Source organism: Hyalangium sp., assembly GCF_035629615.1.
Taxonomy (GTDB): Bacteria; Myxococcota; Myxococcia; order Myxococcales; family Myxococcaceae; genus Hyalangium.
On record NZ_DASPHO010000692.1, the window covers coordinates 1 to 11,906 of the forward strand.

Consider the following 11,906-nt stretch of genomic DNA (forward strand, 5'->3'; position numbering starts at 1 on the left):
AAGCTCCGCCACACGCTGTGGTACGCGCTGGGACACCTCTACGACTTCGACCCGGCACGGGACGCGGTACCCGCCGCGGAGCTGCTCCCGCTGGACGTGTGGGCGCGAGGTCGGCTGGCGGAGGTGACGGCACGGGCGCTCCGGGCGTACGAGGCTCAGGAGTTCCACCGCGTGTACGCGACGGTGGTGGACTTCTGTGCGGCGGACCTGTCGGCGGTGTACTTCGCCTTCCTCGAGGACCGGCTCTCCACGGCGAAGGCGGCGGGGAAGGCGCGGCGCAGCGCGCAGACGGTGCTGTTCGAGGGGGTCTCCTCGCTGCTTCGGTTGCTGGCGCCGGTGCTGAGCTTCACGGCGGAGGAGGCATGGCAGCAGCTTCCGGGGCGGCCGGTGGAGAGCGTCTTCCTGGCGGGCCTTCCTCAACCTGAGGGAGAGATGGAGCCGGCGCTGGCGGAGCGGTACTCGAAGCTCTTCGCGGTGCGGAGCGCTGTGCAGGGCGTGCTGGAGCAGGCGCAGCGGGAGAAGCGGATCGGCGCCTCGCTGGAGGCGCGGGTGGTGCTGTCGGCAAGCGGCGCGGCACGGGAGCTCCTCCAGGCGAACCCGCGAGAGCTGCCAACGCTCTTCAAGGTGAGCCAGGTGGAGCTGGCAGAGCAGCCGGGGCCCAAGGCGCGGCCGCTCGAGGGGGCACAGGCGCTTGGTGGGGGGGAGGTGACGGCCGAGGTGCTGCCGGCCAGGGGCGCGAAGTGCCCGCGCTGTGGGGCCTACGCGGAGGAGGTGGGGCAGGGGAGCGCGGTGTGCCCCAAGTGCCGCGAAGCCTTGAGCTGATCCTCTCTCGGCGGCGCCTCCCCGACGCAGCTCTCAAAACCTGTCAGACAACCAGACAGGTTCGTGCCATGCGCCCCCGGCGGGCATCCTGCCGTCTCTGCTCACAAGCCAGGTCATCGTGAAGCGCTCTCGACCCGTGGTGTCGGAGGACAGCGCTTCAACCCACAGGTGCGGTGAGGTGCCTCAGGCCTCGTGCTCCAGCTCGCGCAGCTTGTCCACCAGGGCCTGCATGCGCTGGTGATGCGTGCCGGGCCAGAAGACGCGCCGACATGCGGGGCACTGCTGGAAACGGGAGTGTGTGGCGGCCACACCCTCGGGGATGCGGTCGAGCACCTCGTCCTTCCCAGCCGCGGCGAGCGTTGCGTTACACGCCAGGCAGCGGGTGAAGGGACGCATGCGGGCAGTGAGCTGGTAGCGCCGCACCACCTCGACGAGCTGGTGCGCGGGATCCGAGCTGCGCGGGTAATAGCCGTGCCGCACCTCGGCGCGCTTGAGCAGCCCGAGATCGCGCGTGAGGACGACGCGCTCCTCGTCTCGGGACAGGCGCGCGAGCTCGTCGTCCGCGAAGTCATTCCGCCACAGCGTGTCGAACCCGAGCATCCGCAGGAAGCCCGCCAGCCGCCCCAGCCCGACATCGAGCGCGAAGCACGGCTCCGGAGGCAGCGGGAGCCCCACGCGAGTCACAGGGGCCACGTCAAGCGAGTGGAAGACGGGGTAGGCCGCCACGCGTGTTCCGTCCTCCACTCGGTGCGCGAAGCCAACCGCCTCGCCGTCCACGAGGATGACATCCACCTCGGGGTGAGGTGGGCCGAGCGACTCGATCAGGTCCTTCACGGAGGGAGTTCCGGCGAAGGTGTGGAGGAACTCGGCTCCACGGCGCTCGGGCGGGAGGAAGTCGTTCAGCGCGCCATAGAGGCGCACCCGCACGTGCTTCTGCTTCATGGCTGCTGGGCTCCTACACCCGCCTGAGGTCTCACGAGGTGCACGCTACGCTCCCGCCCCCGGAGGTTGTCCACCTCCCCCGAAGGACCGGGAGGAGAATGGCGCCGCTTCACCCCCTGTCGCAGAAAGCAGGCGACCGCACTTTCGTCTCCAGGTGGGAGCCACCGAGGGGTTGTTCCTCGTATAATCGACCGGTCGTTCACATGCCGGCTCTGACCGACGCCCGCTCCCCCGGCAGCAAGGATTCGGTAGGTTCATGAAGAGGACGTTCTTTGGCCTCGTGGGAGCGGGGCTTGCGCTCGTGCTGGTGATGCAGGCTTGCGGTTCCGAGCCGATCCCGCAGGTGCCTCCCCTCCTGGATGGTGGCGCCTGGGTCGAGTGTGCCAAGCTGGATGCGGGCGCGTGTGCTCCCGGCGAGCAGTGCCGGTATGTGGACGTCTACGAGCGCTACCTCTGCCTGCGTCCCTGCGAGTCCTCGGTGGCGTGCGAAGACCTGGGAGTCGAGTGCTGCGGGGGCGGTGAGGACGGCGGTCCAGCGGGGTACTGCCAGCCCAAGGATCAGTGTGACTGGCTGAGCTCGGATGCAGGTCCGGGCGACGGCGGCATAGGGCAGGATGGCGGGACAGGAAACGACGGAGGGGCGGGCTCGAGCGATGCGGGCCCGGACGCGGGGAGTGGCGCGGATGCGGGTCCCGTGGATGCGGGTGGTGGAGTGGATGCCGGCGTGGATGCGGGGCCGGACACCGGCACGGACGCAGGCCCGGAGCCGGAGGTTGACGGCGGGCCAGGCGTGGACGCGGGCCCGAAGGTGGATGCGGGTCCCACGGTCGATGCCGGTCCGACGGTGGATGCCGGTCCGACCGTAGACGCGGGTCCCGAGATCGATGCCGGTCCGATCGTCGACGCAGGCCCCGACATGGATGCAGGCCCGATCGTAGACGCGGGCCCTGCAGTGGACGCGGGCACTGAGGTGGATGCCGGTCCGATTGTGGATGCCGGTCCGATCATGGACGCGGGTCCTGAAGTCGATGCCGGTCCTGTCGTGGACGCAGGTCCGGTCGTAGATGCGGGCACGGACGCGGGGTTCCCGGATGATGCCGGAATGGACGGGGGAACGAGCCTGGACGGTGGCACGGACGGCGGCACCGATGGAGGCACTCCAGCTCCCACGCTCATCCGCCTCATGGCAGCCAACATCACCAGCGGCAACCTCCAGAGCTACGACCCTGGGCACGGCATCCGCATCTTCCAGGGTACCCGCCCGGACGTGGTGATGATCCAGGAGTTCAACTACTTGAGCGACTCGCCCGCTGACATCCGGCAGCTCGTCGACACCGCGTTCGGCCCGAACTTCTTCTATTACCGCGAGACGGGCGCGAGCATCCCCAACGGGGTGATCAGCCGCTGGCCCATCCTCGCCGCGGGCGAATGGGATGACACCCAGGTTGGCGACCGCGACTTCGCGTGGGCGCGCATCGACGTACCGGGCCCCAGGGATCTCTGGGTGGTGAGCGTGCACCTACTCACCAGCGGCAGCGGCGTGCGCAACACGGAGGCCAACAACCTGGTCAACTTCATCAACGCCAACGTCCCCTCGGGCGACTACCTGGCCATCGGCGGTGACCTCAACACGGACACCCGCAGCGAGCCCTGCTTCAGCACCTTCTCCCAGGTGGTGGCGACGGGCAGCCCGTACCCGGCGGACCGCAACGGCGACGACGGCACCAACGCGGGCCGCTCCAAGCCGTACGATCACGTGCTCGTGGACGGCGATCTGCGCCAGTACCAGGTGGCCACGGTGATAGGCGGCAGCACCTTCCCCGCGGGCTTGGTGGTGGACACTCGCGTGTACTCGCCCATCTCGGAGATCGCTCCCGCGCTGAGCGGGGACAGCGGTGCCCCCAGCATGCAGCACATGGCCGTCATCAAGGACTTCCTCATCCCCGGAGGAGGCTCCGGCCCCGCGAGCGTCACGGTGGGCTCGCCCAACGGCGGCGAGAGCTGGGTGGGTGGCAGCGCCCACAGCATCACCTGGACGGCCCAGGGCGTGGCGAGCGTGAAGCTGGAGTACGCGCTGGCCGGCAGCTCCTGGACGACGATCAGCTCGAGCACGCCCGCCTTCGCAGGCAGCTACACGTGGACGGTACCGAACATCGCCACCCATGATGCCAAGGTGCGGGTGAGCGACGTGTCCAACTCCGCCCTCAGCGACACGAGCAACGCGGCCTTCACCATCACCGTATCGGGAGGCGGCGACGACGGCGGTGTCGGCGACGGCGGTGTCGGCGGCGTGTTCATCAACGAGGTGCTCGTCAACGAGCCGGGCGGGGACGTGAGCGGCGAGTTCGTGGAGCTGGTGAACGCGGGAAGCGCGGCGGTGAATCTCTCCGGGTGGACGCTCTCGGACGCCGCGAGCGAGCGGCACACCTTCGCCAGCGGCACGACCCTGGAAGCGGGCCGAGCGATCGTGGTCTTCGGCGGAGCCGCGGGGATTCCGGTGGGGCTGCCCAACGCGGTGGCCGCTTCGACTGGAGCGCTCGGCTTCAGCAATAACAGCAGCGAGACCGTGACGGTGAAGAACGCGGGGGGGACGGCGGTGGACACCGCTGCCATCCACTCAACCCTCACCGGGACAGATGGGGTGTCGGCCAACCGGAGCCCGGATGGCACCAGCGGCGCCCCCTTCGTCCTGCACAACAGCCTGTCGAGCAGCCCGTCCTCGCCAGGGGTGAGGGCGGACGGGACCGCCTTCTAAGCCTTGGGAGCCTCCTCCTGCTGCTCCTGCAAGCGGCGGAGGAGGCGCGTCACGACGGGGATGCGTCCGACGATGGGGGTGAGCGCGAGCGTGGCGAAGATGCGCGGCACCTGGATGACCTTGCTCAGCACCCACGCCGCCCCCAGCGTCCCCATCAGGCCGCTCGTGCCATCCAGCTGGACGCCAAACCGCTCGCCCAGCGCCTTCAGGTCGAACCCGACCTGGATGACGATCGTGAACACCGTCATGCTCACCAAGAAGGTGCTCAGGTAGACCAGGAGGGCCACCGGGCCGTAGTCCTTCATGAGCCGCTTGAACCGCTCCTTCACGGAGGGCCGGTCCGCGGCTGGAGGAGAGGCGGTGTCGGTCGAGGTGGGCTTTTGCACGGGGGGTTCAACAGGCGGCATGGCCCCACCATGCCCGAAATGCCCACTGGCGGGAAATGAAGGCAAGCGGGCATGGTGCCGGCATGCAACCTGGGTTGTCAGGGCTCGGGGGAGCGAGTTAGGACAGGGCGAGATGAAGAACCTGCGCCTCCTCGTCCTCGTGGCCCTCAGCACCCTGGCTGTCGATCAGGTAACCAAGTACCTGGCGGTGGCGAACCTCACGGAGGCCCTGGATGGGCGCGCCGGGCTGGCCCGCGTGGCGGGCTACTTCTCCGAGCAGAACCTGGACAACCACCCGGCAACCGAGGGCAGCCGGTACCGCGCCACCCGGCCCTACCGCTTCATCGAGGACTACTGGCACTTCCGCTACGTGGAGAACCCGGGTGCCGCCTGGGGCCTGTTCGCCAACCTGCCGGACGGGGTGCGCCGTGTCTTCTTCCATGTGGTGAGCCTGGCGGCCCTGGCCTTCATCTTCGCCATGTACGTGCGGCTGGAGCCTGGGCAGCACCTGGTGCGCGGGGCCCTGGCGCTCGTGGCGGGTGGAGCGCTGGGCAACTTCATGGACCGGCTCGTGCGCGGCTACGTCATCGACTTCATCGACTGGCATTGGCGCAACCAGCCCGGCATGCGCTGGCCCACCTTCAACGTGGCGGACGCCGCCATCTGCGTAGGAGTGGCGTTGATGCTGGTGGACTCGCTGCGGGTGCGCCGGACCGAGCCCGCCGCCCAGCCTCTCGCCGAGAGTCCCAATCCGTGACGTGTGGGGGGAATGTGGTGTAAGCCGCCCCCCGTGCCGCGCAAATACATCCTCCTCCTCGTCATCACGGTGGGCATTGTCGCGCTCGACCAGTGGACCAAGTACGACGTCGTGGGCAGCCTCACCACGCGCTTCGATGGCCTGGAGTCCACGGGCGAGCGCCTGAAGGCGATGTACGGCGAGCCTCCTCCCCTGGGCGTGGACGGCCGCCACTTCCGGTCCAAGCGCTCCGTGGAGATTCTGGAGCGCTTCCTGCGCCTGCGCTACGAGGAGAACCCCGGCGCTGCCTGGGGCCTGTTCCGCAACCTCTCTCCGAATGTACGCGGCCCCCTGTTCCACCTGGTCAGCCTGGGGGCGGTGATCCTCATCGGCTACTACTTCCGCCAGCTCTCCGGGACGAACCCCGCGGAGAAGTGGGCGCTGTGGGGCCTGTCCCTGGTGCTCGGCGGCGCGCTGGGCAACTACATTGACAGGCTGGCCCGCGGCTTCGTCGTGGACTTCCTCCAGGCGCACTGGAAGGACCAGGCCTACTGGCCCTCCTTCAACGTGGCGGACATGGCCATCTGCGTGGGCGTGGGCATGCTCATCCTCGACGCCTTCGTGCGGAAGGAGAAGCCGGCCTAGGCCGCCGCCCGGACGCCCGAGTGGTTCCTCGGGGAGCGGCCGGGAACACCCGCCGAGCCCCTGGCGTTCCAGGCCGCGCCAGCAGGTAGGCTTGGCGCAGCCGTCCTCTCCTGACAAGGCCTCATGCTCCCCATCCTCGTCCACCTCACCTTCGGCTCTCTCTGGTCGCAGCTGCTCCTGTATGCCGTGGCGCTGGGAGTGGTGGGCTCCATTGCTCGCAACGGCTGGAAGGGAGCGCAGGGCCTGGTGACGGAGAAGGGCCCACAGGCCGAGGTGAAGCGGGGGGACCGGGTGCAGCGCGCGCTCCTCTTCGGGGGCATCGGCGCGGCGCTGGCGTGGTTCGGCCTCAAGTACGCGCTGCCGGCCAGCGCCTTCCCGGGCGGCAAGGGCGAGGGCATCCCCATCCACACCTACGGCGTGCTGCTGGCCACCGGCTTCTTCTGTGCGGCGAGCGTGGCCGCGCGGCTGGCTCGGGACGAGTGGCGCAAGGTGGAGTGGGTGGACGGCAAGGGCTTCGTGGACACAGAGGGCCCTCTCCGCCGCGAGCAGGTGCTGGATCTGGGCTTCTGGGTGCTCGTCGGCGGGCTGGTGGGCAGCCGCGTCCTCTTCATCCTCGTCAACTGGAAGGACTACGCGAAGGATCTGTCGAGCATCTTCTCGCTGGGCGGCGGCCTGGTCTTCTACGGCGGCCTCATTGGCGCGGCGGGGGCCGCGTACGCCTTCTCGCGGGTGAATGGCATGGACTTCCTGCGGCTGGCGGATCTGGCCATCCCCACGGTGTCGCTGGGCCAGGCGCTGGGGCGGCTGGGCTGCTTCTCCGCGGGCTGCTGCTGGGGCGGCCCCGCCGGGAGCCACACGCACCTGGCCGTGCGCTTCCCGGGCTCAGGGGTGGCGAAGGATCTCTTCGGCCGGCTCACCGGCTCGGGCAGCACCGCCTTCCACTCCCAGGCGGCAGACCCGCGCTACGTCATCGAGGCCACGGGGGAGATCCTCCCACAGGCGGCTCCGGGCGCGGTGCGCATCTCCGAGTGGGTGGCGCAGCACGGCACCACCCTGCCGGTGCACCCCACGCAGCTCTTCGAGTCCGTGGGCCAGGCCACCCTCTTCGTGGGCCTGCTCTTCCTGCGCCGCCACCGGCGCTTCCACGGACAGATCTTCTCCCTGTGGTTGATGGCCTACGCGGTGCTGCGCTCCACGGTGGAGCTGTTCCGAGGGGACACCGAGCGCGGTACGCTGCATGGGCTGCTGTCCGACAGCGTGCCCGCGCTGGCGCGCTGGGTGCCGCTGGAGGCCTGGTACAACATCTCCACCAGCCAGTTCATCTCCCTGTGTATGTTCACCTTTGGTGCCACGCTCATGTACCAGCGCACCCGCCGGCTGAGCGGGGAAGCGAGCCTGGGGCCTACTCCTACCCCGGCGGGAGGTTGATCCTGGACCGCGTCTTGGGGACACTCTGAGGTTGCATGCCGCAGGAGCCCGGAAAGCCTACATCTGCCGCCAAGTCCTCACCCGGCAAGTCCTCCTCCAACGTGAAGGTGTTGGGGGATGAAGACTCGTCGCTGAAGAAGTCCACCAGTGAGAGGGCGCAACAGGAGTGCGAGGAGCTCGAGGAGGAGCTCCTGGCGCTGAAGGTGACGTACGAGCAGTACTTCCTGGGCAACGAGCGCCTGCCGCCCGTGCGCGCCCATGAGGATCTCAAGAAGCGGTTGAACCGGCTGAAGACGAGCATGGTGCGCAACACCGCGGCGAAGTTCCGCATCTCCTCGCTCTACAACAAGTTCCTCACCTACGAGCGGCTGTGGCAGCGCACCCTCCAGGAGATCGAGTCGGGCACGTACAAGCGCGACCTGTTCAAGGCCAAGCGCCGCTCGCAGAAGTCCCCCGAGGGTGAGCGTCGCAAGGGCGAGGCCTTCGAGCTCACGGAGGAGATCTCCGACGAGGAGCTGGTGGAGGTCGCCGACATCATCCCCAACGAGCCGAAGCCTGCGGCAGCGCCGGCCTCGCAGCCTCGGTTCATCCCGCGGCCGGTGGAGCCCGAGCCCGCCGCTGTGTCGTTCCGCCCGGTGGCCGCCGTACCGGCGGTGCCCGTGGTACCCGTGGTGCCTACGGTGGCGCCCAAGGTGGCGCCCGTGGCCCCAGCGGGAGGCACGCCGTTCCGAGGCACGCCCACGGTGGCGCCGGTCGTCCCCGCGGTGGGCACTCCCGTGCGAGGCTCGGCCGCGGTTCCTCCGGGCGGTGCTGTGTCGAAGGGCGCGGCGACGATTCCTCCAGGCGGCACTCCGTCCAAGGGCACGCCCACGATTCCTCCGGGCGGCACTCCGTCCAGGGGCACAGCGACGATTCCTCCGGGCGGTACTCCGTCCAGGGGCACGGGCCCGGTGCCTCCTGGTGGCACGCCGGGACGAGGCACCTCGGGCATCTCGAGCCCGCCTGTGCGCGGAGTGCCCGCGTTCGGATCGCCCTCGCAGAGCACGTCCGGGATCGCCGCGGCGCTGGAGAGCCTCGCGGATGAGCCGCTGAGCAAGCCCTCGGCTCCGGCGGCGCAGAGTCCCTCGCGTCCTCCTTCCTCGGTGGCGCGCCCGGGGACGGCTTCTTCCGCGGGCTCCAAGCCCGGAATGCCTGCCGCCTCGAGACCGGGTTCGTCGCCCTCCTCGCCGCCCAAGCCCGCGGGGACTGGGGGCTCCGGTGGGCTCAGCGACGAGAAGCTCAAGGCCGTCTACGACGCCTACGTCACCGCCAAGCGGCGCAACCAGGAGGACACCTCGAAGATGAGCTTCGAGTCGGTGGCGACCAACCTGCGCAAGCAGGTGCCGGAGCTGCTCAAGCAGCACGGCGCCAAGTCGGTGGAGTTCAAAGTCGTCATCAAGGATGGCAAGGCCACGCTGAAGGCCGTGCCCAAGTAGGCGGCGGGGGATGAACCAGGACCTCGAGTCGCTCAAGACCCGGGTACGCCACCTGTCGGTGATGATCTTCGACATCGACGGGACGCTGACCGACGGGCGCATCTTCTGGGTGCCCAACTCCGGCTGGACGCAGATGTACAGCGTGCGCGACGGCATGGGCATCAAGCGGCTGCAGGAGGTGGGCATTGAAGTCGCGGCCATCTCCGGCGGAGACAGCCTGTCCGCGCAGATGCGGATGCAGTCGCTGGGGCTGAGACACGTGCACTTCGGCAGCCAGGACAAGGTGGCGCACTTCGAGAAGCTGCTGGAGCTGTTGAAGGTGCCAGCAGAGCGGTGTGGCTACATGGGGGACGAGGTGGTGGACTTGCCACTGCTGAAGGCGGTGGGGTTCTCCGCGGCGCCGCCCGAGTCCCCGGACGAGGTGCGTGCACAGGTGCACTACGTGGCGCAGAAGCCGGCGGGGTTCGGCGCGGCGCGCGAGGTGTGCGAGTTCATCCTGCGTCACCGGCCGAAGGGCTGACGCCGCCCGGGGAAACCGGGCCGCGACGGATGACCAGCGTCCTCCTGCTGTAGGTGTCTGGGCCCTCATACGCCACCACCAGCACCTGATTGAGGCCCTGCTCCAGCTCGAGGACCGTGGAGAACGGAAGCTGCGTCGGCCCACCGCTGTGTCTGGCGCGCGTCTGGAAGAACACCTTCCGATCGTTCACCAGCACGTACAGGTCCAGCGGGCTGTGCTCCGAGGCGATGGTGCCCGAGAGAGTGAAGCGCTTCTCGCTCGTGACGAGCCCACCCTGGGACGGATCCAGCCCCTCGAGCAGGATGCGCGGCGGGCTGTAGACGGGCGCGGGCTCCAGAGCGTTCCTCGTCACCGGGGCGGGCTTCAGCCTCGCTCCGGCCTTCGCATCCTGAGCCTTCACGAAGGCGAAGCGCTCCCGGTCCAGCTCCACCTTGGCGAACTCGCCCACTTTCGCCACCTGCCGCACCACCACGCCCTTGCGCAACCGGGCCAGCTGCCGGGCGCCCTCCTCGGGCTCCACGAAGAGCTCTGTCTCCTCCCGGAGCCGCACCACCGCCTTGCGCGCCTCCACCTGTAGAGCCTCCCCCCGCACTGGCAGGATCAGCTTCCCAGTGGTCATCTCCTCCAGCGGCTCGTCGATGATGGCCAGCTTCAGCTCGAAGGTGTCCGGCGTGTAGCCCTGCCTCACTTCCAGCTGGAAGCGCGCCGTCGCCGTCTCGCCCGGAGCCAGCCTGCCCAGCCTGGCGTGGCCCTGGGTGATGAAGATGCTCGGACCCGAACGGTTCTGTATTTGCGCGAACGCCTCCGCGGCCTCCCCAGTGCCGGTGTTGGTGATGTCCACCCACACGTCCACCGTCTCGCCGCGCTGCAGCAGGCCGTCGCCGTTGCAGGGTTCGCAGCTGTCCAGCACCTGCCAGTTGAAGGAGAAGACCGGGCGAGGCTGCTCAAGGAAGGTGAGCTCGGCCGTGACAGTCTCGGACAGCATCCCCGAGTCGTCCTGCAGCTTCACCGTCACCGCTTCGCGACGTGAGGTCAGGTTCCAGGGCACCAGGATGGGTACCTTCCAGGATTTCTCCTCGCCCGGGTTTACCGCGCCGAGCAGGAACTCCCGCCCGTCCAGAAAGCGGCTGTCCGTGCTGTCCGTCCACGCGCGCAGCCGCTTCACCGGCTCCGCGCCCTGGTTGCCCACTGTCAGCTCGAGCTCCATCCTGTCCCCGGCCCGCAGCCTCTGCTCTGGGCCCGGCCCGAGCGTGACGGCCAGGTGGGGTGGCTTCGGGGTAGGGCCCGGGCTCCAGTCAACGCCGAGGGCGGCGATGGCGGCGCGGAGACGTTCCTCCTCCTCGCCCCGCTTCTGCTCCACATAGCGCTTGCCCTGCCGCAGCATCTCGCTGCGCTCGACGGAGGGCGCCTTCAGCACGAAGTCTCGTGCGAAGCGGACCTCGAAATCCTCCTCGAGTTCCTCCAGGCTCTCGGCGTCCAGCTCCCCTTCGGCCTCGGAGCTCTTGCCCTCCTTCTCGAGGTACTTCAACCGCTCCACCGGCTGCTCGCGGCCCCGCACGTCCTCCGCGGCCTCGCTCAAGGACCGCTCCTGGGCCGCCTCGCTCGATGGCTTGTGCGGCGCGAAGACGTCCACGTGGTCCTTCGTGACGCGGGTGGGCTCCAGCTCGATGTCCGGAGCGATGCCGACTCCCTGGATGGAGACGTCGCCCGGCGTCAGGAACCTGGCGATGGTCAGCTTCAGCGCCGCGTCGTCTGGGAAGTCGTACATCACCTGCACCGAGCCCATGCCAAAGGTCTGCCGGCCGATAATGACGGCCCGGTTCTGGTTCTTGAGTGCGCCAGCGACAATCTCGGAGGCGGAGGCAGAGCCGGCGTTGACGAGGACGGCCATGGGGGCGACATAGTCGCCATCATCCGGGTTGGCGCGCTTCTCCTCGCGCTTGAGCAGCTTGTTGGCCATGCCGACGGTGGTGACGATGGTGCCCCGCGAGAGGAAGACATCGGAGACCTGGAGGGCCTGCTCGAACAGACCGCCGGAGTTGCCACGCAGGTCCAGCACCAGGCCCTTCATGGTGCCGCCCTGGGTCTCGGCCTGCTTGCGGATGTCCGCCAGCGCCGCCTCCAAGTCCCGCGTGGTGTTGCCCTGGAAGTTCTTCAGCCGCACGTAGCCGACGTTGCCGGCCAGCATCTTGTGCTG

At 69.0% G+C, this 11,906-nt stretch carries 10 protein-coding genes; 7 read left to right on the plus strand and 3 right to left on the minus strand.

Features of this window, described 5'->3' with window-relative positions; translation table 11 throughout:
- A partial coding sequence (locus VD972_RS34825) for a class I tRNA ligase family protein (RefSeq protein WP_324993119.1) occupies positions 1–822 on the plus strand: 822 nt, incomplete at its 5' end.
- A 183-nt stretch (positions 823–1,005) separates the two neighbouring features.
- Here the strand turns inward: VD972_RS34825 and VD972_RS34830 are convergent.
- Positions 1,006–1,764, minus strand: a complete 759-nt coding sequence (locus VD972_RS34830) for a Mut7-C RNAse domain-containing protein (RefSeq protein ID WP_324993120.1) — start codon at positions 1,762–1,764, stop codon at positions 1,006–1,008.
- A gap of 1,102 nt (positions 1,765–2,866) precedes the next feature.
- On the opposite strand from VD972_RS34830, the gene VD972_RS34835 reads away from it, so the two are divergent.
- Positions 2,867–4,519: a lamin tail domain-containing protein gene (locus VD972_RS34835; RefSeq protein WP_414654180.1), complete on the plus strand. Its 1,653-nt coding sequence runs from the start codon at positions 2,867–2,869 to the stop codon at positions 4,517–4,519.
- On the opposite strand, the gene VD972_RS34840 is transcribed toward VD972_RS34835, so the two are convergent.
- Positions 4,516–4,926, minus strand: a complete 411-nt coding sequence (locus VD972_RS34840; RefSeq protein WP_324993122.1) for an FAM210A/B-like domain-containing protein — start codon at positions 4,924–4,926, stop codon at positions 4,516–4,518. The two genes, VD972_RS34835 and VD972_RS34840, sit on opposite strands and share 4 nt — an antisense overlap.
- A gap of 112 nt (positions 4,927–5,038) precedes the next feature.
- Here VD972_RS34840 and lspA (VD972_RS34845) point away from each other — a divergent pair, with 112 nt between their 5' ends.
- The 5 genes from lspA (VD972_RS34845) to VD972_RS34865 all read left to right on the plus strand — a co-directional run bounded on the left by lspA (VD972_RS34845) (position 5,039) and on the right by VD972_RS34865 (position 9,709).
- On the plus strand, positions 5,039–5,662 hold the full coding sequence (gene lspA / locus VD972_RS34845; RefSeq protein WP_324993123.1) for a signal peptidase II: 624 nt from the start codon (positions 5,039–5,041) through the stop codon (positions 5,660–5,662).
- A 33-nt stretch (positions 5,663–5,695) separates the two neighbouring features.
- Positions 5,696–6,286 carry a signal peptidase II gene (lspA, locus tag VD972_RS34850; RefSeq protein ID WP_324993124.1) on the plus strand — a complete coding sequence of 197 codons (591 nt, stop codon included), beginning with the start codon at positions 5,696–5,698 and terminating at the stop codon, positions 6,284–6,286.
- Positions 6,287–6,409: 123 nt separating this feature from the next.
- Positions 6,410–7,714, plus strand: coding sequence for a prolipoprotein diacylglyceryl transferase (locus VD972_RS34855; RefSeq protein WP_324993125.1), 1,305 nt, complete (start codon positions 6,410–6,412; stop codon positions 7,712–7,714).
- A 35-nt stretch (positions 7,715–7,749) separates the two neighbouring features.
- Positions 7,750–9,189, plus strand: a complete 1,440-nt coding sequence (locus VD972_RS34860) for an MXAN_5187 C-terminal domain-containing protein (protein WP_324993126.1) — start codon at positions 7,750–7,752, stop codon at positions 9,187–9,189.
- Between the two features lie 10 nt (positions 9,190–9,199).
- Entirely contained in the window at positions 9,200–9,709 is a 510-nt protein-coding gene (locus VD972_RS34865; protein ID WP_324993127.1) for a KdsC family phosphatase, read from the plus strand.
- Here the strand turns inward: VD972_RS34865 and VD972_RS34870 are convergent.
- On the minus strand, positions 9,681–11,906 hold a 2,226-nt coding region (locus VD972_RS34870; RefSeq protein WP_324993128.1), incomplete at its 5' end, for an MXAN_5808 family serine peptidase. The two genes, VD972_RS34865 and VD972_RS34870, sit on opposite strands and share 29 nt — an antisense overlap.